General features: G+C 60.9%; 21 protein-coding genes. 14 read left to right on the top strand and 7 right to left on the bottom strand.

Annotation, left to right across the window (positions count from 1 at the left end; translation table 11 throughout):
* Positions 1-14: 14 nt before the first annotated feature.
* Both AX760_RS09630 and AX760_RS09625 read right to left on the bottom strand, forming a co-directional pair.
* Complete coding sequence (locus AX760_RS09630; protein WP_071832679.1) at positions 15-1193, bottom strand: aminotransferase; 1179 nt, start codon at positions 1191-1193, stop codon at positions 15-17.
* Positions 1194-1210: 17 nt separating this feature from the next.
* Positions 1211-2287, bottom strand: coding sequence for a LysR substrate-binding domain-containing protein (locus tag AX760_RS09625; RefSeq protein ID WP_071832670.1), 1077 nt, complete (start codon positions 2285-2287; stop codon positions 1211-1213).
* Between the two features lie 249 nt (positions 2288-2536).
* Here AX760_RS09625 and speB point away from each other — a divergent pair, with 249 nt between their 5' ends.
* The 9 genes from speB to AX760_RS09580 all read left to right on the top strand — a co-directional run bounded on the left by speB (position 2537) and on the right by AX760_RS09580 (position 10810).
* The gene (speB, locus tag AX760_RS09620) at positions 2537-3598 is read left to right on the top strand and encodes an agmatinase (protein ID WP_071832669.1); all 1062 of its coding nucleotides are present in this window, start codon (positions 2537-2539) and stop codon (positions 3596-3598) included.
* A gap of 126 nt (positions 3599-3724) precedes the next feature.
* The gene (locus AX760_RS09615) at positions 3725-4813 is read left to right on the top strand and encodes an ABC transporter substrate-binding protein (protein WP_071832668.1); all 1089 of its coding nucleotides are present in this window, start codon (positions 3725-3727) and stop codon (positions 4811-4813) included.
* 211 nt (positions 4814-5024) lie between these two features.
* Positions 5025-6062: an ABC transporter ATP-binding protein gene (locus AX760_RS09610; protein WP_071832667.1), complete on the top strand. Its 1038-nt coding sequence runs from the start codon at positions 5025-5027 to the stop codon at positions 6060-6062.
* Entirely contained in the window at positions 6059-6913 is an 855-nt protein-coding gene (locus AX760_RS09605; protein ID WP_071832666.1) for an ABC transporter permease, read from the top strand. Before AX760_RS09610 ends, AX760_RS09605 begins: the two co-directional genes overlap by 4 nt.
* On the top strand, positions 6910-7710 hold the full coding sequence (locus tag AX760_RS09600; RefSeq protein WP_071832665.1) for an ABC transporter permease: 801 nt from the start codon (positions 6910-6912) through the stop codon (positions 7708-7710). Before AX760_RS09605 ends, AX760_RS09600 begins: the two co-directional genes overlap by 4 nt.
* Positions 7707-8486, top strand: a complete 780-nt coding sequence (locus tag AX760_RS09595) for a carbon-nitrogen hydrolase family protein (protein ID WP_071832664.1) — start codon at positions 7707-7709, stop codon at positions 8484-8486. The genes AX760_RS09600 and AX760_RS09595 overlap by 4 nt, the downstream gene beginning before the upstream one ends.
* Before the next feature lie 91 nt (positions 8487-8577).
* A complete protein-coding gene (locus tag AX760_RS09590) occupies positions 8578-9081 on the top strand; it encodes a DUF3833 family protein (protein ID WP_071832663.1) in 504 nt (167 codons plus the stop codon).
* A 116-nt stretch (positions 9082-9197) separates the two neighbouring features.
* The gene (locus tag AX760_RS09585; protein WP_071832662.1) at positions 9198-10151 is read left to right on the top strand and encodes a ring-cleaving dioxygenase; all 954 of its coding nucleotides are present in this window, start codon (positions 9198-9200) and stop codon (positions 10149-10151) included.
* Between the two features lie 107 nt (positions 10152-10258).
* Positions 10259-10810: an NADPH-dependent FMN reductase gene (locus AX760_RS09580; RefSeq protein WP_071832661.1), complete on the top strand. Its 552-nt coding sequence runs from the start codon at positions 10259-10261 to the stop codon at positions 10808-10810.
* A gap of 77 nt (positions 10811-10887) precedes the next feature.
* On the opposite strand, the gene AX760_RS09575 is transcribed toward AX760_RS09580, so the two are convergent.
* Both AX760_RS09575 and AX760_RS09570 read right to left on the bottom strand, forming a co-directional pair.
* Entirely contained in the window at positions 10888-12444 is a 1557-nt protein-coding gene (locus AX760_RS09575) for a VOC family protein (RefSeq protein WP_071832660.1), read from the bottom strand.
* A 150-nt stretch (positions 12445-12594) separates the two neighbouring features.
* On the bottom strand, positions 12595-13458 hold the full coding sequence (locus tag AX760_RS09570; protein ID WP_071832659.1) for an SDR family NAD(P)-dependent oxidoreductase: 864 nt from the start codon (positions 13456-13458) through the stop codon (positions 12595-12597).
* Positions 13459-13774: 316 nt separating this feature from the next.
* On the opposite strand from AX760_RS09570, the gene AX760_RS09565 reads away from it, so the two are divergent.
* Positions 13775-14530, top strand: a complete 756-nt coding sequence (locus AX760_RS09565) for a Crp/Fnr family transcriptional regulator (RefSeq protein WP_071832658.1) — start codon at positions 13775-13777, stop codon at positions 14528-14530.
* A gap of 102 nt (positions 14531-14632) precedes the next feature.
* On the opposite strand, the gene AX760_RS09560 is transcribed toward AX760_RS09565, so the two are convergent.
* A complete protein-coding gene (locus tag AX760_RS09560) occupies positions 14633-15145 on the bottom strand; it encodes a Dps family protein (RefSeq protein ID WP_071832657.1) in 513 nt (170 codons plus the stop codon).
* Positions 15146-15430: 285 nt separating this feature from the next.
* On the opposite strand from AX760_RS09560, the gene AX760_RS09555 reads away from it, so the two are divergent.
* Positions 15431-15802 (top strand): response regulator, encoded by a 372-nt coding sequence (locus AX760_RS09555; RefSeq protein WP_342587488.1) that lies wholly within the window; start codon positions 15431-15433, stop codon positions 15800-15802.
* Between the two features lie 148 nt (positions 15803-15950).
* Here the strand turns inward: AX760_RS09555 and AX760_RS09550 are convergent, their stop codons facing one another.
* Positions 15951-16982 (bottom strand): DUF2793 domain-containing protein, encoded by a 1032-nt coding sequence (locus AX760_RS09550; RefSeq protein WP_071832656.1) that lies wholly within the window; start codon positions 16980-16982, stop codon positions 15951-15953.
* A 113-nt stretch (positions 16983-17095) separates the two neighbouring features.
* Positions 17096-17872, bottom strand: coding sequence for a 3'(2'),5'-bisphosphate nucleotidase CysQ (gene cysQ / locus AX760_RS09545; RefSeq protein WP_071832655.1), 777 nt, complete (start codon positions 17870-17872; stop codon positions 17096-17098).
* A gap of 291 nt (positions 17873-18163) precedes the next feature.
* Between cysQ and AX760_RS09540 the strand changes: the two genes are divergently transcribed.
* The 3 genes from AX760_RS09540 to AX760_RS09530 are packed head-to-tail and all read left to right on the top strand — an operon-like array spanning position 18164 to position 22707.
* Complete coding sequence (locus AX760_RS09540) at positions 18164-19414, top strand: sarcosine oxidase subunit beta family protein (RefSeq protein WP_071832654.1); 1251 nt, start codon at positions 18164-18166, stop codon at positions 19412-19414.
* A 60-nt stretch (positions 19415-19474) separates the two neighbouring features.
* Complete coding sequence (locus tag AX760_RS09535; RefSeq protein ID WP_071832653.1) at positions 19475-19753, top strand: sarcosine oxidase subunit delta; 279 nt, start codon at positions 19475-19477, stop codon at positions 19751-19753.
* A complete protein-coding gene (locus tag AX760_RS09530) occupies positions 19750-22707 on the top strand; it encodes a sarcosine oxidase subunit alpha family protein (protein WP_071832652.1) in 2958 nt (985 codons plus the stop codon). Before AX760_RS09535 ends, AX760_RS09530 begins: the two co-directional genes overlap by 4 nt.
* Positions 22708-22713 lie beyond the last annotated feature (6 nt).

Genomic DNA, 22713 nt, shown 5'->3' with positions numbered 1-22713 from the left:
TGTGGGACGAGCCGTCAGATACCCGGCAACTCGAAGCTCGAAAGCCGTTCTTCGAGCAGGAAGAGCGTGTCGACATCGGCATTGGCGAAGGCGAAGCGCAGGTAGCTCTCCTGTCCCTCGCCGAAAAAGTCGCCGGGCAGGCAGACGACGCCGGCGACCTTGGCCAGTTTTTCGGCGACGAATTCGGAGCGGATATCCGGATAGGGATGGCGAACATAGGCGAAATAGGCGCCGATGGCCTGAAGCCGCCAGCCCGAGAGCCTGCTCATCACCTGCTTCAGGGCATCCGAGCGCTTCGAGATTTCGATCCGGTTATCGGCGCGCCAGCCCTCGAGCGCCGGGATCGCCTTGGCGAGGGCTGCCTGCGCCGAGCGCGGTGCGCAGATTTGCAGGTTGTCCATGACCTTGGCGATCTGCTCGATCAAGGCAGGGCCAGCCGTGATCGCGCCCAACCGATGGCCGGGAATACAGTAGGATTTCGAAAAGCTGTAAAGGCCGATGAAGCTGTCCTGCCAGCCATCGACGGAAAAGAGGCTGTGCGGTGCGGCGCTGTCGAGGGGCAGGAAGTCGCGATAGGTTTCATCGAGGATCAGCCAAGTGCCATTGGCACGGCAGAGGTCGTGAATGCGCGACAGAAGGTCCGGCGGATAGACGGCGCCGGTCGGATTGTTGGGCGAGACGAGCGCCAGCGCGCGGATGCCGGGCTTGAGGGCGGCTGCGATTGCCTCGATGTCAGGCAGGAAACCGTCATAGGGGTCACAAGGCACAAGCTCGATGTCGATCCCGAGCATGGCGAGCGTCGTTTCCTGATTGAAATAGAAGGGGTTGGTCATCAGAATCGTGTCGCCGCTGCCGGCAATCGCCATGGCTGCGCAGATGAAGGCCTGGTTGCAGCCCGAGGTCACCTGAATATTCTCCGCCAGGACAGGGGCGCCATAGAGCGCCGAGACATGAGCGGCATAGGCCGAGCGCAGGACCGGCTCGCCTTCGATCGCGCCATAACTTGAATAGTCGAGGGAGGCAGCCGATTCCGCCAGCCATTTCAGCATGTCGGGATGCGGCGGATAGCCGGGCACGGCCTGGCTCAGATCGATCAGCGGGCCGCGTGCGCCGTCATAGGCCTTGCCCCAGGCAAGCACCATGGGAACCGGCGGCGGCGACAGTCTGGCGATCAGCGGGTTGAAATGCGGCATTGCATCGATCCTGTGGTTCAAGGCTTGGCGCGGCGCTTCCGGGTGCTGTCCGGACGTCTGGCGCGGGCGGGGGAGGAGACGGGCTGGAAACTGTCCTTGGGCGGCAGTCGCTCCTGCACGCCGGTTTTGGGCGCGCTGATCTTTGGCGCGCTGATCTTGGGAGTGCGGGCGCGGATGATCGTGCGGGCGGACGTCTGCGGTTCTGGCATCGGGTCGCTTTCAAGCGCTGCAAACAGCCAGTCGATGAACACCTTGACGATCGGGGCCGCGCGGTTTTCGTTGCGGCAGGCTACATAGAAGGCGTCGTTGGCGGGCACCGTCAGGTCGAAGGGCGCAATCAGTTCACCCTTGGCGATCAGACTGCCGGCGGTGATGGTATCGCCGAGTGCTACGCCCTGGTGGTGCAGCGCGCCTTCTGTCGAAAGCCGTGCGTCGCTCATGAAATGCTGGCGCCCGCGCGGGATGCCGATGCCGTCGGCGGCGGCGAGCCAGGTGTTCCATTCGCGCCCGTCATCGCCATGCAGAAGCACATGATCGTGCAGGTCGCGCACGGACCGCAGAGGCCGCATGTTGAGAAGCGTGGGGCTGACGACCGGGAAAAGCTCCAGCCGGCTCCACAATCGCGCCCAGCAATCCGGCCAATTGCCGTCGCCGTAGAGCATGCAGACGTCGACATCAGGCGAAAACAGCTGCCCGGCATCGTTGGAAGCGACCAGTGTCAGCCGGACGTCTGGAAACTGCTCGGTGAATTGGTGCAGCCGTGGGATCATCCAGAAAGACAGCAGCGCCGGCACGCAGGTGATCTTCAACTCGCCGCTCGTCGTCGGTCGGGTCATCGCGGCCGTCGCTGCCGCAATGCCCTCGAAGGCATGGGTGACGGCCGGCAACAGAAGCGCACCCTGCGAGGTCAGCTTCAGCCGCTTGCCGCTGCGTTCGAACAGATCGACGCTGAACGACATTTCGAGTGCCCGGATCTGATGGCTGATGGCGCCGTGCGTGACATTCAGCTCGCGTGCTGCCGCCGAAACGGACCCGCGCCGCGCCGTCGCTTCGAAGGCGCGCAGGGGGTTGAGCGGGGGCAGACGACTGGACAAGCAGGCACTCCGGATCCAGAATCCACATGTGAGATTTTCTCACATGAAAACCTATAACAATGTCAATTGATTTTCCAATCAAATTGTTTCCTAATGTTTTCAACAAGGGCAAAAGCCTGGGGAGCAAGCAAACGGGTGCCCGGTCGAAACACTGTGCATATTCCGTATCTGGCGATCATTCCGGACTTTTTGAAGGTCTGCGCTCGCCGATTTCGCACGTTTCCCGGCTCAACATGAGGAAAAGCGGACATGGCGTGGGATCAGGCGAAACTCGACGAACTCAAGGCGAAGTATGATTCTGGCCATGGCGGGCAGATGTTCGACCCTGCATTCCGCAAGGTCGCCGACAAGATTTTCTCCAAAAGCGGCACGCGTCTTGCACCCTATGCCGGTGTGCCGACCTTCCTGACTGCGCCCTACATGCCCGTCGACGCCGAAAATCCGGATTTCGGCAATCTGCAGGTGGCGATCACCGGCGTGCCGATGGATCTCGGCGTGACCAACCGCCCCGGTTCCCGCTTCGGGCCGCGCGCCGTACGCACCATTGAGCGTGTCGGTCCCTACAATCATGTGCTGGAGTGCGCGCCTGTCTTCGATCTCCTTGTTGCGGATATCGGCGACGTGCCGTTCCAGAGCCGCTACCGGCTGGAACTCAGCCATGACGACATCGAAAAGCGCTTCAACCAGATCGTCGATGCCGGCGTTGTTCCGCTGTCCGTCGGCGGCGATCACTCGATCAGCCATCCGATCCTCAAAGCGGTCGGCAAGAAGCGTCCGGTCGGCATGATCCATATCGATGCACATTGCGACACCAGCGGTTCCTTCGACCAGACGAAGTTCCACCATGGTGGCCCCTTCCGCAATGCTGTGCTGGATGGCGTGCTCGATCCGACGCGCACGGTCCAGATCGGCATTCGCGGTTCGGCGGAATATCTCTGGGAGTTTTCCTATGACAGCGGCATGACTGTAATTCACGCTGAAGAGGTGACCGGCATGGGCATGCCGGCGATCATCGAAAAAGCCAGGGCGATCGTCGGCGATGGCCCGACCTATCTCTCCTTTGACATTGATAGCGTCGATCCGAGCTTTGCGCCGGGCACCGGAACACCGGAAGTCGGCGGTCTCACCACGCGCGAAGTGCTGGAACTGATCCGTGGTCTGAAGGGCATCAATCTCGTTGGTGGCGACGTCGTCGAGGTCGCGCCGCAATATGATGCGACCACCAATACCGCGCAGGTTGGTGCGCAGGTCCTGTTCGAAATCCTCAGCCTGATGGTGTTCAGCCCGTTTGTGCAGGGTGCGAGGGACTGATTTTCGCAGGATGCAGTCCTTGCGATCCATGGACCTTCGGGTTGCCAGATATTAAACCGGCGCATCGCGCGCTTTCGTCGTAAAATACGGGAACCGGCCGAAGTGCCGAACACAAGGAGAAACAAGATGAAGGATATCGTCAACAGGCCGCTTGGTCGTCGCGCCGTTTTGGCCGGCGGTGCCGCAGCCGTTTCGATGCTTGCCATGCCGTCCATTTTGAGAGCGCAGGACAAGTCGCTGAAGGTCGGCGTCTATGGTGGCTATTTCAAGGATAGTTTCGACAAGAACATCTTCCCGGACTTCACCAAGGCAAGCGGCATCGCTGTCGAATCGGTGGCAGAGCCGACCGGCGAAGCCTGGCTGGTTCAGCTCGATCAGGCTGCCAAGGCGGGCGCTGCTCCGGCCGACGTCTCGATGATGTCGCAGGTTTCGATGCTCAAGGGCCAGTCCACCGATCTCTGGGCGCCGCTCGATCTCGCCAAGATCAAGAATGCGTCCAATCTGATCGACCGTTTTGTCAACAAATACCCGGACGGGCGCGTTGCCGGCATTGGAGCCGTGTCGTGGTACATCACGCTCGTCACCAACACCGATGTGTTCAAGGAAGCCCCGACCTCATGGGAGGCTCTTTGGGACCCGGCAAATGCCGACAAGCTTGGCCTGCTTGCACTTGTCTCCAACTCCTTCCTGCTGGAAGTGACGGCAAAGACTTATCTCGGCGGCACCAATGCGCTCGACACCGAGGAAGGCATCCAGAAGGCGTTCGACAAGCTGGCTGAAGTCAAGCCGAATGTGCGGCTCTGGTATCGTGACGAGGCGCAGTTCGAGCAGTCGCTCAAATCAGGCGAAATCCCGATGGGCCAGTATTATCACGATGTTACCGGGCTTGCCGCTGCCGATGGCAATCCCGTTCGCTCGACCTTCCCCAAAGAAGGCGGCATCCAGGATTCGGGCTGCTGGGCGCTGTCGCGCGCATCGACCAAGGTCGAGGAAGCGCATGTGTTCATCGACTATATGAGCCAGCCTTCGATCCAGGCGATTCTGTCGCGCAAGGTCGGCACGTCGCCGACGGTCAAGCGCGAACTGACTGACCTCACCGATGCAGAATTCGCTTCGGTGTCGTCGGATATCGATCCGATCATTCCGCGCTACGACCTCTATCAGACAAAATCCGACTGGTTGAACCAGAAGTGGACGGAACTGATCGTCGGTTGATTTCGCTTCGGAGGGTGGGGCTACCCCCTCTGTCCCTCCGGGACATCTCCCCCTCATGGGGGGAGATTGGCCGCCTATTCTGTGCTTCCCTTACTCGATGGCAGTGAGGGAAAAGAATGATCTCCCCCCTTGAGGGGGAGATGTCACGACGTGACAGAGGGGGTGAACCACCCACGCTGTCGTGCTTTTTGCGACGTATCAAAGGAACACCATGTCAGGCCTCGCCCTTACCAATGTCGTGAAGGAATTCGGAAGCTTTACGGCGGTCAACAATGTCGAGCTGAATGTTCCGCAGGGCACCTTCGTGTGTATGCTCGGACCGTCCGGGTGCGGCAAGACGACCTTGCTCAGGATGATCGCCGGTCTCGATCTGCCGACGAGCGGGTCGATCAGGCTCGATGGCGAAGACATCACGCATGTGCCGACGCACAAGCGCAATCTCGGCATGGTGTTCCAGTCGCTCGCTTTGTTCCCACATCTCACGGTCGGCGAGAACATTGCCTATCCGCTGCGCATCCGCGGTGTGCCAAAGGAAGACCAGAAAAAGCGGGTCGCCGAATTGCTGTCGATGGTCCATCTGTCCGGCTATGCCGACCGGCCGGTTGCCAAATTGTCGGGTGGCCAGCGCCAGCGCGTGGCGATCGCCCGCGCCTTGTCGATTTCGCCTAGGCTGTTCCTGCTCGACGAACCGATGTCGGCACTCGATGCCAAGCTGCGCGAGGCGATGCAGGTCGAATTGCGGCAGCTGCAGCAAAAGCTCGGCATAACCACCGTCGTCGTCACCCACGACCAACGGGAAGCCATGACCATGGCCGATACCGTCGTCGTCATGAAGGGCGGCGAAATCCGCCAGGCGGCATCGCCGATGGAGATCTATCGCAAGCCGGCCGACAGTTTCGTCGCCGACTTCATCGGCCAGACCAATCTGCTCGAAGCCGAACTCGATAGCACTGGACGCGCGCTGGTGCTTGGCCAGCCGGTCGAGGGGATCGCATTCAAGCCCGGGATGAACAAGGCCACGCTGTCGGTTCGTCCCGAGGATGTGCATCTGACGGCACCGGGTGCCGGTGCGCTGTCGGGCACGGTCACCTTCGTCCGCGATCTTGGCGGCATGATCGAAACCTTCGTCGATGTCGCGGGACGTCAGATCATTGCTGTTTCGACGCCGAGAGCCCGACCGGACGTTTCGGTCGGCCAGCCCGTCGGTGTCGTTCTGTCGCCGGATGTCTGCGTGGTGCTGGCCCGATGAGAAGAGAAGCGCCCCAAAAGATCGGCGATTATGCGCCGCTGTTTTTTCCGGCGATGATGCTGATCGTGTTCTTCGTCGTGCCGTTTGCAACGATGATCGCGGTTTCGTTTTTCCAGCGCCAGCAGGGCGGTTTCTACGTGCCGGCCTTCGTGCTGTCGAATTACGAGCGCTTCATCAGCTGGTTCTTCGCCAATGTGCTCGGCTTCTCGCTGATGCTGGCGGTCGTCGTCGCGATCTGCTGCGTCGTGCTGGCGCTGCCGTTTACCTATCTCTTGACCCGCATGAAGCGGAAGGTGCAGATCGTCTGGCTGGTGGCGCTGCTGTCCGTCCTCTCGCTGTCGGAAGTGATCATCGGTTTTGCCTGGTCGACGCTGTTTTCGCGCACGGCCGGCATCACCAATCTTCTGGTGATGGCCGGGATCATGAGCGAAGCAAAGGCTCTGCTGCCAAGCTTCGGGGCTGTGCTGACAGGCATGGTCTACCAGGCGTTTCCCTATACGGTGCTGGTCCTCTATCCCGCCTTGGTGCGCCTTGATCCGACATTGACGGAAGCGGCCCGCACGCTCGGTGCCTCGCCGGTTCGTGCCTTCTTCACCGTCGTCGTACCGGCCTTGCGCAATACCATCGTCGCGACGCTGATCATGGTCTTCATCTTCGCGCTCGGCTCCTATCTCCTGCCGCAGCTTCTCGGCCGGCCGCAGCACTGGACACTGTCGGTTCTGATCACCGACCAGGCGATCTATCAGTCGAACATGCCGTTTGCCGCTGCCATGGCCGTGTTCCTCGTGCTTGTCACACTCGGGCTGGTGGCGCTTACCGTGCTGGCCGGACGCAAGGGAGAGGCCGCATGACCGGGATGTTCAACAGACTTTATTTCTTCCTGATCGGCCTTTTCATGGCCTTGCCGATGATCGTCGTTGCCGGCGTCTCGGTGAACGAGAAACAGACGCTGGCCTTTCCGCCCAAGGGATTTTCGCTGTCCTGGTACGGCGAGATTTTCCTCAATCCGGAATGGCGCAACGCACTGTTTGCCTCCGTCACGCTCGCGGTTCTGTCGGCCGCTCTGGCTGTGGCGATTGCTTTGCCGTTGTCCTGGTTCCTGTGGCGGCGGGTGGCGCCCTGGGCGAATATTTTCCAGCTCATCGGGATTGCGCCGTTCACGCTGCCACCGGTGATCACGGCTTTGGGTCTTTTGACATTCTGGGCAACAACCGGTTTTTACGGCCAGCCCTGGACGGCCGTCATCAGCCACGCGATCTTCTTCGTGACGCTGCCACTGGTAACCTTGTCGCTCGGCTTCACCGCCATCGACCGCTCGCTGGTGGAAGCGGCGGCCACGATGGGCGCCGACGACAGGACGATCTTCCGCACCGTCGTGCTGCCGCTGATCCTGCCTTACATGGTTTCCGGTTATGCGTTCGCCTTCGTCCTGTCCCTCAACGAATATATCGTTGCCTACATGACCGTCGGCTTCGTGATGGAGACGCTGCCGATCAAGATCTTCAACGCACTGCGCTACGGCTACACGCCGACCATGGCCTCGGTGACGATCCTGTTCGTGGCAACCGCCGCCGTCATCTTTTCCCTTGTCGCGCGGTTCGGCGATCTGCCAAAACTGCTCGGCGCCATGGCATCGGAGGATAAATGATCACGCTTGCAGCACTCCAGATGCAATCCATCGGCGGCGACGTCGAAGCGAACCTCGCCCGCATCGCCGTCGCGGCGCAGGAGGCGGCAGAAGCCGGGGCGAGCCTGCTGGTGACGCCCGAACTGTGCATTACCGGCTACGGCGCCGGCGACGTGATCGCTGATCTGGCGGAGCCTGCGGACGGGCCGATCGTCCAGCAGCTGCAGTCGCTGTCGACGAGGACCGGTCTCGCCATTATCGCCGGTTTTGCGGAGCGGGCTGACGGTGTGGTGTTCAACAGCGCTGTCCATGTCGACGGGAATGTCCAGCCGACCGTCTATCGCAAGTCGCATCTCTATGGCGACTATGAGCGCAGCCTGTTTGAGCCCGGCAGGCCCGAAACCAGGCTGTTCCATCACCGGGGCGTCACCTGTGGCATGCTGATCTGCTATGACGTCGAGTTCCCGGAGAATGTCAGACGACTGGCGCAGGCCGGTGCCGAGGCGATTCTGGTCCCGACAGCGCTTCCTGCCGGCTGGTCAGGCACCTTCATCACCGATCACATGATCCAGACGCGGGCCTTCGAAAACCAGGTCTTCGTCGCCTATATCAACCATTGCGGTGCGGATGCGCGGTTCTCCTTTGCCGGATTGTCCCGCATCGCAGCCCCCGATGGCTCGCTGCTTGCCAGTTCAGGCGCGCATGGCGAACATCTGATGATCGCCGATATCAGGCCGGAGCATTTCCTCATTTCCAAGGCCGAAAACACCTATCTCAAGGACGTGGAGCGCGTTTAGAAAGCCAATCCGCGATCACCCTGCATGGATGGGGAAACCATTGCAGCCCTGTTCTCGTATCTCCTGTCAAACCAACAACAGGAGAAACACAATGAAGCTCTTTTTGCGATCGATTGCGGTTCTGGCATCCGTCAGCTTCATGCCCGGTATTGCCGCTGCTGCCGATACGTTGATGGAGACGTTCTTCGTCGGTCGCACGACGGCGGTCGGGTCGTTCTCTGCCATCAATGGCGTCAACCGGACATTCGTCGTTCTGCTTACCGGACGCCTGCGGGGCGATACCCTGACCCTGCGCGAGGACTTCGTCTATGATGATGGCGAGAAGGACCGCAAGACGTGGATTTTTGTCCGCACCGGTCCAAACACCTATCGCGGCACGCGCGAGGACGTGATTGGCACGACCACGCTGCGGGTCAGCGGCAACACCGCGCGGTTCAATTACCTCGTCGATCTCGATCCGGGACCGGAGAAAAACGTCGTGCGCTTCTATGACCGGATGGTGCTTTCCGACGACGGCAAGACGATCGTCAACACTGCGACCGTCTGGAAATACATCCTGCCCGTTGCCCGGGTCCGCGTCGACTTCAAGCGTTGAATGCGCGTTGATGGTCGTTCGATATTGGTGAACAATCTGTCCGCGATATAGTCCTTTGTTAAACGGTCGAGGCACCCGATATTCGCCTCAACGCGTTTCACTTCAAGGAGGCGGCCATGAGCCTGCAACTGACCGGTATCCACCACCTGACGGCGATCACCGCCAATGCGCCCGAAAATCTGCGATTCTACACGCAGGTTCTCGGGTTGCGGCTGGTCAAGAAGACCGTCAATCAGGACGACACCAGCGCCTATCACCTGTTCTACGCCGATGGACTGGCAAGTCCTGGCACCGACCTGACATTCTTCGACTGGCCCGTCGGTCGCGAGGGGCGGGGCACGCACAGTGTTTCCTGCACCGGCCTGCGGGTCGGCAGTCGCGATAGTATCGCCTGGTGGAAGGCGCGCTTCGATGCGCTCGCCGTCACGGCCGGCGAAATTGTCGAGATTGATGGCCGCACCTCGATCGACTTCGAGGATGGCGAGGGCCAGCGGTTTCGCCTGATTGACGATGGCGGGCTTGCACCGTCGCATCCATGGGATCGTTCGCCGGTCGCTGCCGAACACCAGATCAAGGGGCTCGGCCCGATCACCATGAGCGTGCCTGACATCACCAACACCGAAATCGTCCTGACGCATGTGATGAACATGGTCGAATCGCGGACTTATCCGTCGCCGGATGGCGTCGGCGAGGTGCATGTGTTTTCGATGGGCGAGGGCGGTCCGGCCGCCGAACTGCACGTGGCGGTCCAGCCGGGACTTCCGACGGCGCGGCAGGGTGCCGGTGCCGTGCATCACGTGGCCTTCCGGGCGCCGGACGTGGCGGCCCTGCAGGAATGGACGACCCGTTTGCAGGGCTTCCGGCTTCCGTCGAGCGGCGAGGTCGAGCGCTATTATTTCCGCTCGCTCTATTTCCGCGAGCCGAACGGCATCCTTTTCGAGATTGCCACGGATGGCCCGGGATTTGCCGTCGACGAACCGCTGGAAACCCTGGGTGAAAGCCTGTCGCTGCCGCCCTTCCTCGAGGGCAAGCGGGCGCAGATCGAGGCGCGGCTGAAACCGCTTGTCTGAAAACAGCCGTGAACAACAGCCGGGGGCCAAAGGCGCCCGGCTTTTTCCTCTGTACTTTTCGCATTTCCGCACCATTCTTCCGGTCAAGCCACAGAAGGATGACCTCGATGACGAAACTGCTTGGAATCTCCGGCAGCCTGCGCAAGGCCTCGTACAACACGGCGCTGCTGCGCGCTGCCGTCTCGCTTGTGCCCGAGGGCGTGGCGTTTTCGGTGGGCACGATCGAAGGCATCCCGCTCTACAATGCCGATGTCGAAAAGGCGGGCGTTCCGGAGGCGGTGCGTGTCCTGAAGGACCAGATTGCCGCGGCGGATGGCGTCATCCTGTTTTCGCCGGAATACAACAATTCCATGCCCGGCGTTTTCAAGAATGCCATCGACTGGGTCAGCTCCTCGATGACCGGTGCGCCGAATGTCTTTGCCGGCCGTGCCTTCGCCCTTGCCGGCACGTCGCCCGGCAATTTCGGTACGATTCTCGGACAGAATGCCTGGCTTCCGGTGTTCCATACACTTGGCGCCGATCTCTGGTCGGCAAAGCGCCTGATGCTGCCCAAGGCGAACGGCTTGTTCGATGCTGACGGCATACTGATCGACGAGGAAGCAAAAAAGAGACTGTCATCCTTCATCGAGACGTTTGCCGGCTATTGCGGGTCACGATAGCCGCATCCGCTGGTTGTCTACTCCTGCCCCTCGGTAAGGTTACCAGTCTCCATTGGCGTGTGAAAGCTTGCCGCCCGCTAGAATCCGATCTCCGCAAGCCAGGTCTTCGTGACGCTGACGTCCTGGAGGCTGAGTTCGTGGCCGGTGTTGAGAAGCGTGTTCTCGACTGCGGCGTGCCCGTTGATGAGGTTCTTTTCCAGCGCCGGCGTGTAGGGGGCGTAAGGGTCCTGCGCACCGGTTGTCATCAGCACCTTTGTCCCTGTCAGGTCGCCGCCGGGAATGGTTTCCAGCACATTCATGGCCCGGAACAGGGCAGCCTGCCGGATCAGGCCGGGATGCAGCAGCATGACCGCGCCGAGCATGTTGGCACCGTTGGAATAGCCAACGAACAGGGTTTTCGAAAGATCGATGCCATAGCCTTCAACCGCACCTTCGACGAATGCGGCGAAAGCCTCCGCCTCGGAAATGATTTCCGCCTGGTCGAAGCTGAGATTGGTGAGACGCCGGAAAAAGCGCGGAAACCCCTCGTCCAGGCTGCGGCCGCGCAGGGACAGAAGGGTCGCATTCGGCGCAATCTGGTTGCCGAGTTGCAGCAGGCTGGTTTCGTTGCCGCCAGTGCCGTGCAGCAACACGAGCGTGGTGCCATCCGGATTTTCGGGCTGCTGGAGACGATGAATGAAAGGCAGATCGCGGGCGGTCATGCGTGGTTCTCCTGGCATCGAAAATTGCGGAAGCGCAACCCGGATATCCGAGCGGTCGCTTTGAAAATGAGGGGGAATGAAAAGTTCTGTTCCGAGCGTGCCCTCTGCTTCGTCGATCAGCATGCCGGGGACGTCCGTTGCCAGTTCGAACAGGGAACCGCCGGGTTCGCGGACATAGAGCGAATAGAAATATTTCCGGTCATGGGCCGAGATCTCGCCGGACCCGGCCGCATCGAGTGCGCGGTGGACCGCCCTGACTGCGGTTTCGTCCTCTGCCCGCAAGGCAATGTGATCGATGGTGCCGGTGCCGGGGGCGGCGGTCCAGAAACCGCCTGCATCGCGAACATCGATGATATCGCGGGAAGCGGATGTCAGCCGGCGAATGCTGTCGGTTGCAGCCGTTTGGGAAAAACCGAAATGGGTTTCGAGGAAAGCTGCGGTTTCCTGCGGCTTCTCGGTCAGCACCGTCGCGCCACGCAGACGCCGTATGGCATCCTCGGCCGGAATGTCCGGCGTCGTCCATGGCGCGGTCGCTCCAAGATCATTGCTTCCGACGAGCTTGACGATGACACCGTCCGGATCCTTGAGGCGCAGCACGGGCTCCCCGAACTCCTGGGTCGGGCCGCTCATGGCGATCTGCTGCTGCAAAGCGCGCGTCAGCCAGAAGCCGATGCTGGCCGGGGCGATGGCAAAGGCGATTTCGCTCGGTTGGCCATGGCCGACGCGGCCCGGTGCCCCGTCTTCCCAGACAAGGAAGGAGACGAGCGATCCGGGTGCGCCGAGAGCATCGCCATAGAACAGGTGCAACTGCGCTGCATCCTCGTAGCCGGCGGTTCGCTTGACAAGCCGGAGCCCGAGAAAGCCCGCGTAGAAATCGACGTTGAGTTGGACCTTGCGGGTAATCAGGGTGATGTGGTGAATGCCGCTCGTCATGATTTTATACCTCGTTTTGCCGGGGCAGAAAATCAGTCAGCGGCTGGAAAGGCCAGTCCCGCAAGCGGAAATGCACTGTCAACACAATGACGCCTGATTGCATTTCTGCATTCGCTAAATCGAGCCTTTCCAAGGCGCAGCCATGCTCGCTCACAATTGCGGCTTTGGCTTTGCCAGGTGTGCCTTGAATGCCTCCGCATGGTCGGGATGCCAGCGGGAGAGCGGGGGACGGTTTTCGACGATGTCGCCGGCGGCCCAAAGGATGCGTTTTTCATCGATGGCGCGCGTGACGTCATTGTCCGGGCAGAGAATGTAGAAGTCGTCGCTTTCGAGGCTCTCCATCATGAAATCCACGGTTTGCGCACCAGTCCAGGCCGCCTCCGGCTTTTCGGTCCGGCCATGAGACGTCAGGCCCGTATGGACAAAGCCGGGGATCAGCAGATGGGCGGTGATCTTGCAATCCGGCGTGTTGCGCAATTCGTGCTGCAGAGCTTCGGTGAAGACCTTCACGCCGGCCTTGGCGACATTGTAGGCGGGATCGCCCGGCGGCGTGGTGATGCCCTGTTTGGAGCCGGTGTTGACGATGATGCCGGGTGCGCCGTGGGCAATCATTCCCCGCGCAAAGACGCGGGCGCCGTATATCACGCTCCACAGGTTCACCGAGAGGACGTCCTCCCAGTTTTTCAGGGGACCGAACAGATCGCTGCCCGGCTGGATCCCTGCATTGTTCATGAGGACATGGACGCGCCCGAACGTGGCTATGACTTGCCGCTCCAGTTCTTCGATCGCATCCAGCCGGGAGACATCCGCCGCGACGGCAATGACACTGTCTGCGCCGAGGGGTGCAAGTGCCGCCGTTTCACGCTTTGCCTGCTCCAGTTTCTCGCCCGGGAGGTCGACCAGGACGACCTTCATGCCGAGGCCGGCAAACCGGCGGGCGGCAGCAAGCCCTATGCCGGAGGCAGCACCCGTTATGACTGCAACGTGGTGGCTGGCGAAAGCGGGATGGTTCATAGGTGTGTTTCCATCATTTTGTTGTCGATGCTGGAAACGAAAGCTACTGCATAATTTCGGAAATCGGAAAGTATTTCAGGAATTATGCAGTCGATTTAAAGTTTTACCACCACCTTGATATGTCCGGTTTGACACGCAGTGATCAGGGATGATCAGGTGGCGATGTTCATGCTCCGCAGGGCAGGACGGTGAACGCGGGGCAGACAAAATTCGAAACGCCGCTATTCTGGGTTTGCCGGTCTTTTGTCCGGCGCTAATCTTCTCGTCAATTCAAACGACTGCGTCCACATTTCTCTCATCCAGCATCGGCAGATTCATGGCAACGACAAAAACACGAAACAGCCAGAGGACCCCCTGCGAGCAGTGTCCCCTGCGCAAGCTGGAGCATTTCCGCAATTTCACGCCGGAGGAACTGGAATTCGTATCAAATTTCAAAACCGGCGAACTGGCTGTCGACGCGGGCGCGACGATCCTCGTCGAGGGCTCGCACAGTGCGCATCTGTTCACGGTCTTGTCCGGTTGGGGTTTTCGCTACAAGATGCTGGATGATGGCCGCCGGCAGATCCTGAACTACATGATGCCCGGCGACCTGATCGGCCTGCAGGGGAGCCTGATGGGCGAGATGCAGCATTCGATCGAGGCGCTCTCACCGGTTACGCTCTGCGTCTTCGAGCGGGACAAGCTTGGCGGCATATTCCGCAATCACGCGGACCTTGCCTATGACCTGACCTGGATTGCGGCACGCGAGGAAAGGATTCTCGATGAGAATCTGCTGAGCATCGGGCGGCGCTCGGCGCTCGAACGGGCGGCCTATCTTCTGGCGTTCCTGTATCAGCGGGCGAAGGCGCTGCAGCTTTTCGACGGGCAGCGCGTCTCTATTCCGATCACGCAGCAGCATGTCGCTGATACGCTCGGTCTCTCGATTGTTCACACCAACAAGACATTGAAAAAACTCGGCGAACGCAAAATGATCCGCTGGGCCGACAAGGGATGCGATATTCTCGACGACAAGGGCTTGATGCAACTCGCCGGATGGGATGGCTACAAGGAAAAGAAGCGCCCGTTCATATGAACGCCTGCGCTGAAGTCGCGACGGCGGTTGGGAAGAATGATCGCTGAAAGCTCCGGAGTACCGAAGCTTTCAACATGTCACTGCGCCAGGCAATGTTGACGGCTATTGCGAGATGATAGCCCGCAGCATCCAAAGCGCCTTCTCGTGGAAGGTCAGACGCGCTGTCAGCATATCCGCGGTCACCATGTCGTCGTTCTCGTCCGCGTTAGACGCTGCCGTTCGCATCATCCGCACCGCGGATTCGTGATCGGAGATCAGATCGGCGACCATGTCGGCTGCGGAGGTGTGATTGACGTCGGCCGCCTTTGGAGAAAACTTCGCGGCGTCTCCGAGCTTTGCCGGCGCCAGATGACCAAGCGCGCGGATACGTTCAGCGATCACGTCGGTTGCCTTGAAAAGCGTGTTATAGTGCTCTTCGGTCAGTTCATGAAGCGGCTTGAAAAGCGGGCCGACGACGTTCCAGTGATAGATGTGGCTCTTGATCAGAAGCTGGTAGGTGTCCGCCAGGATCGATGAGAGATCGGCCGACATTGTCTCGCGGTAAGCTGTCGTCAAGCCGATGTCGAACTGTTCGTCTTTGGCTTTCGGTTTCAATACGGATGCCGTCGTGGCCATGGCCGTGTCTCCTTGGGTTCAAATGGAGTTCGATCGCATTGGGGATCGGCGCTTGGCTATTCGGCGCGATATCGGTCATCGGGACCACCCATTGCGTTTATTGTGCCTTGGAAACGCGGCAAAGGCCGCTTGGTTCCATCGGTCATGGTGCGGATATGCGTCTCTTCTCTTCGATGCATGTCTTATTTAAATGCGAGGCGGTCGCCCCTGGCGTATGGTTCTGCTTTGGGTGCCTGACATTAGGCGAAAGACCGTGCCGTGCAGCAGAGACAGGAAACTTTATCCGTGCAGCCTTCCGAAATGGCGATGACGTTCCGGCGCGTTCTTGTGCTGGAAGACAATTTCATCATCGCGATGGAAGCCGAGGATATTCTGAGGTCGATCGGCGTCGCCGACGTTACAATCGCGACCAACGTCGAACAGGCCGAAACTCTGCTTTTGGAAGAATCCTTCGACTTTGTCCTGCTGGACGTCAATCTCGGCGCGCAGACCAGTTTTCTGTTCGCGGAAAAGCTGCTGGACCGGCGCATTCCGTTTGGCTTTGTCAGCGGTTACGGGGAGGATTCGGTATTTCCTCTGGCTTTTCGTGCCGTGCCCCGGATTACCAAGCCCTTCAACGAGGATTCGATCGGCAGCCTTCTGTCGATAGCCTCGTAGTCGCCTACCCCCCTCTGCCGGTTGCTCTGAGAATTTATTCATTGCTGACCGGGCAACAATAGACATCGCCGAAACAGCATGTGTTTCCCGCTTGGGACGACATGAAAGACGCCCGCTCGGGAAACCGGATGGCCGGCGTCTCTTGGCTCTACAGCATCACCATTGTCAGTTCCGTCTTGTCATAGCCGAAGTCGAGCGGGGTGGTGCCGGTGTGCTCAAGGGAAAGCCAGTCGCCTGCGGTGAGCAAAGCAAGGCCGATGGCGCAATTGGCATAGGCTGCGGTTGCGGCATCATTGTCGTTGATGCTGGCAATGGTCGTCGTGCCATTGACCTTGACGGAGACTGTGAAAGCGCCGGACGGGTTAGCCTCGACGCCGAGGCAGACGAGGTAGGCGGCACTCACCGGTACGATCAGCCGATTGCCGCCGCCGGCAAGGGAGGCACCGAGGCTGAAGCCGCCCTGATTGATGCTGAGGGTGGAAAAACCGGTCTGCGATCCGGATGCGGGCGTCACCACGCCGCCGCCGCGCGTCGCGCGGGCGAGCGGTCGCAGCGGCATCCGCACCTGTCCCTGGCCGGTAATGCTCAGTGCCGAGGCCCAGCTCGATCCGTCCGGACTGACCTTGACGGCAAATTCGTTGTCTCCGGCGAGCCCTATTTCCGCGCGTCCGGAAAAGCCGGACTGGAACAGAAGGCTCGCTGTCTCGCCGCTGGCCGCCTTGTTGACCTTGATCTGGTGACCATGACCATCGTGGTTGAAAAGGCTGGCTGTGGCCGACAGCGAGAGCCGGTTGGTCAGGTCGGCCGTGGCATTGATCCCGATCTTTTCCGGCGTGCCGATGCCGTCGAAAAACTGCCATTGATCGCCGTCATGGATCCGCAGGCGGTCGTCGGCGAGAAACCAGGCGCGCCAGCCTTCACGCGGAAGGATGTAAATCCAGCTGCCGTCCTGCCGCAGCGCCAGCCGGCCATCCTTGCCGGCCCAAAGTCCCGTCGCCGATGCCGCTATGGCAAAGCAGCTGCCTTCCTGGGGATCGGAGGGCGGGGCGACGAGTTGTGCCGTCACCGTCAATTGCGTCACGGCATCGAGGATCTGCAGGGCCTCGTTGTGGGTGACATGTTTCTGGGCCTGCGAGGGCAGGATATAGGGCATGTCCAGATTGGCCGTGATGTCGCTCATCGCTCGATTTCTCCATTTGTCGGGAGAAGCCTAAGCCGGGACGGGGCGACGGGAATGTTGGCGTATCGTCAGCGTTGAAAATGCGGGATAAAATCGAACGAGAGCGCCCGCGTTCAGCCTTTGCCGCGCGAAACGAAGGAGGGGTTGGCGAAATCGACATCGCGTGACTGGTTGCGTTTGCCATAGGTGAGCGGATGGCCGTCCATCGTCAGGGTTTCGCCGCCTGCCGCCCGAAGCACCGCATCTCCGGCGGCCGTGTCCCACTCCATTGTCCGGCTGAAGCGCGGATAAATGTCGGCGGCGCCTTCGGCCAGAAGACAGAATTTCAGCGACGAGCCAATCGCTTCATAATCTTCTATGCCCCTTTCATTCATGTAGGCGAGGGTTTCGCTGCTGTTGTGCGAGCGGCTGGCCAGCGCCGTCAGCTTGTCGCCACGGCTGCGGCAGCCGATGATGATGCGCTCGCCAATGGTGAAGGTGTCGGTTACCGCAAACTTCTCCGCCCTGCCGCGTGCGGCTGCATAGAGCACGCCCAGTGCCGGCGCGTAGACGACGCCGGCAATCGGAATGCCTTTCTCGATCAGGGCAATGTTGACGGTAAAATCATTGTGCCGGCTGATGAATTCCTTGGTGCCGTCGAGCGGATCAACCAGGAAAAAAAGCCTGTTCTCGATGTCGGGTATGTGCCCGGCTGCGGCCTGCTCCTCCGCGACAATGGGAATGTCGGGAAAGGCGGTGGCAAGATCCTTCAGGATGATTTCCTCCGCCATATTGTCGGCATCGGTCACCGGGGAACAGTCGGCCTTGTAGCTGACGTCCGGACCCGCATGATAGATATCGAGAATGGCCTTGCCGGCGGCAAGCGCCGCCCTTTCCAGGATATCCAGCATCGTTCCGTTTTCCCGCCCTCCCGGCCATAGGCCGGAAACCGAATTCAATCGCCATCGACCGTTTCGGTCCAGCAAAAAATCATATCGGGCAAACTTTACCCAGAGCTTTCGCTGATCCGTCACGATCGCATATTTCCGGCCAAAGCCGGAAGCGCAAACCACCATCGGTCAGCGACAACAATCGCCAGACCCTCATGGCGCATTTATGTCGTCTATCTGTGGTCCCGGCCTTTGCTCGGCCCGTCGCCTGTGCGAATGTAGCGCTGCAACAAACATGGATTCCTGTCCGGCATGCGCTATTCAGCATTCTCGATCGTCAAAAACGCCCTGTCCGGCAATGTGAACTGGAAACCGGCCTGGCGCCAACCCGAGCCCAAGCCGTTCTACGATGTGATCATCGTCGGGGGCGGTGGCCATGGCCTGGCGACCGCCTATTATCTTGCCAAGGAATTCGGCGTTCGCAACATCGCCGTCCTGGAAAAGGGTTATCTCGGCTCGGGCAATGTCGGCCGCAACACCACGATCGTGCGCTCCAACTACATGCTACCGGGCAATGAGCCGTTCTACGAGTTCTCGATGAAGCTCTGGGAAGGGCTGGAGCAGGACCTGAATTACAACGCCATGCTGTCGCAGCGCGGGATCATCAATCTCTTCCACAATGATGGCCAGCGCGATGCCTATATCCGCAGGGGCAATGCCATGTGGATGGAGGGCGTGCCGGCCGAGCTGCTGGATCGGGCGGCACTCAGGAAGATGCTGCCCTATCTGAATTTCGACCATGCCCGGTTCCCGATCATCGGTGGTCTGCTGCAGAAGCGCGGCGGCACAGCGCGTCACGACGCCGTGGCCTGGGGTTTTGGCCGGGCTGCCGATAAACATGGCGTCGATCTCATCCAGAATTGCGAAGTCACCGGTATCCGTCGCGAAAACGGCGTCGTCACCGGCGTCGAGACATCGCGCGGCTTCATCGGTTGCGGAAAACTCGGTCTGGCCGCAGCCGGCAACACATCGCGTGTCGGCCAGATGGCCGGGCTGAAGCTGCCGATCGAAAGCCATGTGCTGCAGGCTTTCGTGACCGAGGGGCTGAAGCCGGCGATCAACCATGTGATCACCTATGGCGCCGGGCATTTCTACATCTCGCAATCGGACAAGGGCGGGCTCGTCTTCGGCGCCGAGATCGATGGCTACAATTCCTATGCCCAGCGCGGCAATCTGGCGACCGTCGAGCATGTGATGGAGGAGGGGGTGACGATGATCCCCGGTCTTTCGCGTGCCCGGGTGCTGCGCTCGTGGGGTGGGGTGATGGACATGAGCATGGATGGCTCGCCGATCATCAGCCGCACGCCGATCGACAATCTCTACCTGAACGCCGGCTGGTGTTATGGCGGCTTCAAGGCGACGCCGGCATCCGGCTGGTGTTTCGCCCACCTGATTGCCAAGAACGAGACCCATCCCGTCGCCCGTTTCCTGCGTCTCGATCGGTTCGAGCGCGGCTATCCCATCGATGAACACGGCGCGGGTCCGCAGCCGAATCTCCATTGAGCAAAACCTTAAATGAGCCCGACCACCAGTGAGCCCAACCTGCATTGAGATTCTGACGCTATGGCAAGCCTGATCCCCTGTCCGCATTGCGGCATCCGTCCGAAGGAAGAGTTCTCGATTCGTGGCGATGCCTCGCTCGTGCGGCCCGATCCTGAGTCATCCGATGAGACCTGGAACGATTATGTGCACATCCGTGCCAATCCGCGTGGCCGCTACCGCGAACACTGGCAGCATGTCGCCGGGTGCCGGCGCTGGCTGGTGGTCGAGCGCGACACGTTCACCCATGAGGTCTTTTCCGTAAGCGACGGGGCGGTGCGTCCCTGGGAGACCAGCCGATGACCGCTTACCGCCTGTCCGCCGGTGGTCTGGTCGATCGCAGCGCGCCCCTGACATTCACCTTCGACGGCCAGTCGATGCAGGGGTTTGAGGGCGACACGCTGGCATCGGGCCTGCTTGCCAACGACCGGATGCTGGTCGGCCGCAGTTTCAAGTATCATCGCCCGCGTGGCATCGTTTCGGCCGGCGTATCGGAGCCGAATGCGCTGGTCACCCTCGGGTTGGGCGCACGTTCCGATCCCAATACGAAAGCCACCGTTGCCGAGCTTTATGCCGGTCTTGACGCCCGCAGCCAAAACCGCTGGCCATCGTTGAAATATGATGTCGGTGCCGTAAACGGGCTTCTCTCGCCGTTCCTGTCGGCGGGCTTCTACTACAAGACCTTCATGTGGCCGGCGGCCTTCTGGGAAAAGGTCTACGAGCCGATCATCCGCAAGGCGGCGGGGCTTGGTCGCGCCGTGCTCGAGCGCGATCCGGAAACCTACGAGAAATGCTGGGCCCATTGCGACCTTCTGGTCATCGGCTCGGGCCCGACGGGGCTGATGGCAGCGCTCAGCGCCGGGCGCGCTGGGCTGCGTGTTGTTCTCGCTGACGAAGGATTTCGCCACGGTGGATCGCTGTTGTCGGAGACGACCCCGATCGACGGCGCTCCGGCTGCCGCTTTCGCCGCAGCGGCGATCACGGAACTGGAAGCCTTGCCGAACGTGACGTTGATGACGCGTACCACCGTGTTCGGCTGGTACGATGACAATGTCTTCGGCGCGCTGGAGCGGGTGCAGAAGCATGTCGCGACGCCATCGGCGAAGCTGCCGGTGGAGCGGCTCTGGCGCATTGCCGCCAGGCGCGCACTTCTTGCCACGGGGGCGGAAGAGCGGCCGCTGGTCTTTGGTGGAAACGACCGGCCGGGCGTGATGATGGCGGGCGCGCTGTCGACCTATGCCAATCGCTACGGCGTCGCTGCCGGCACGTCGGTGGCGATCTTTACCAATGGCAGCGCCGGTTATCGCACCGCCGCCGATCTTTCCGCGCACGGCATCAGCGTTGCCGCGATCATCGACAGCCGCGCGGAGAGCCCCGATGTTGCTCCGTCCGGAACGCGCGTGATCCGCGGTGGATCGATCGTCGATACAAAGGGCAAGTTGCGCCTCTCGGGATTGGTGGTCGAACGTGCCGGCTTTGAGGAAATCATCGACTGCGACGCCATTGGCATGTCCGGCGGTTTCAGCCCTGTCATCCATCTGGCCTGCCAGCGGGGTGCCAAGCCCCTATGGTCGGAGGCGCTCAAAGCCTTCGTCGCCCCGGATGTGGGGCAGGGGTTTGGCGTTGCCGGTTCGGCAGCGGGGCTTTATTCGCTGCCTGCCTGCCTGAGGGACGGTGCCGACAAGGCGCAGGCTTTTGCAAACGACCTCGGCTTCTCGACGTCACCCGCCGATCTGCCGGTCGTCGGCGCGGAGCCGGATCCATCCTTCACCGCGCTCTGGTATGTTGCGGGTGCCAAATCCAAGGCTTTTGTCGATTTCCAGAACGACGTGCATGTCAGCGATCTGGGGCTTGCGCTGCGCGAGGGCTTCGGCCATGTCGAGCATGCCAAGCGCTATACGACCAACGGCATGGCAACCGACCAGGGTAAGCTTTCCGGCATCAACGCCACGGGGCTGCTGGCCGCCATGCAGGGCATCAGCCCGGCCGATGTCGGCACGACGACCTTCCGGCCGTTCTATACGCCGGTGCCGTTCGGGGCGCTGGCCGGCACATCACGGGACGAACATGCGGCCCCCAAGCGGGTCTCGCCGCTGCATGGCTGGGCCGCCCGCAATGGCGCTGTGTTCATCGATTCCGGCCTCTGGTATCGCCCGTCCTGGTTTGCGCGCGCCGGCGAAAAGACCTGGCGCGAAAGCGTTGATCGCGAAGTGCTGACCGTGCGCGCCAATGTCGGGCTTTGCGACGTCTCGACGCTTGGCAAGATCGAGGTCTTCGGTCCGGATGCGGCCGAATTCCTCAATCGTGTCTATTGCAACCCGTTTCTCAAGCTGCCGGTCGGCAAGGCGCGCTACGGCCTGATGCTGCGCGAGGACGGCATGGTCTATGATGATGGCACGACGAGCCGGCTGGGTCCGGAGCATTTTGTCGTCACCACCACCACGGCGCTGGCCGGCGGTGTCCTGTCCCATATGGAATATTGCGCGCAGGTGCTCTGGCCGGACCTCAATCTCAGGTTCTGCTCGGTTTCCGACCAATGGGCGCAGATGGCAATCGCCGGGCCAAAGGCGCGGCTGGTCGTGCAGGCGCTGGTCGAAGACGATGTGTCGAACGCGGCTTTCCCGTTTCTTGCGGCAAAGGCCGTGACCCTCAAGGGCGGCCTGAAGGGTCGTTTGTTCCGGATCTCGTTTTCGGGCGAGCTGGCCTACGAGCTGGCGGTGCCAGCCGGTTACGGCGAAGCGGTCGCCGATGCGCTTATGGAGGCGGGCAGGGCCCATGGCATCTGCGCCTACGGACTGGAGGCGCTCAATGTGTTGCGCATCGAGAAGGGCCATGTCACCCATGCCGAACTGGATGGGCGCGTGACGCCTGACGATGTTGGCTTCGGTCGGATGCTGTCGTCGCAGAAGGCCGATTTCATCGGCAAGCGGCTGTCGACACGTTTCGGCCTCACGGCGGCCGATCGCATGCAGATGGTCGGCCTGAAACCGATCGAGAAAGATAAGGATATCCGGGCTGGTGCGCATCTCCTGCGCGAAGGCGCCAAGCCCTCGACGCTGAACGACCAGGGCTATGTCTCCTCGGCCTGCCACTCGCCCGTGCTCGGCCAGTTCATCGCGCTAGGCTTCCTGAAGTCCGGCCGGGAGCGCTATGGCGAGAAAGTTGTCATCTGGGACAGGCTGCGCGGCGAGGAAACGCTTGCCGAAGTCTGCAGCCCGGTCTTCGTCGATCCCGCCAATGCCAGGCTCAACCTCTGAGGGAAC

Source organism: Pararhizobium antarcticum, assembly GCF_001885585.1.
Taxonomy (GTDB): domain Bacteria; phylum Pseudomonadota; class Alphaproteobacteria; order Rhizobiales; family Rhizobiaceae; genus Pararhizobium; species Pararhizobium antarcticum.
Note: the sequence above shows the minus strand (reverse complement) of the source record. Positions and strands in the feature narration are given on the sequence as shown.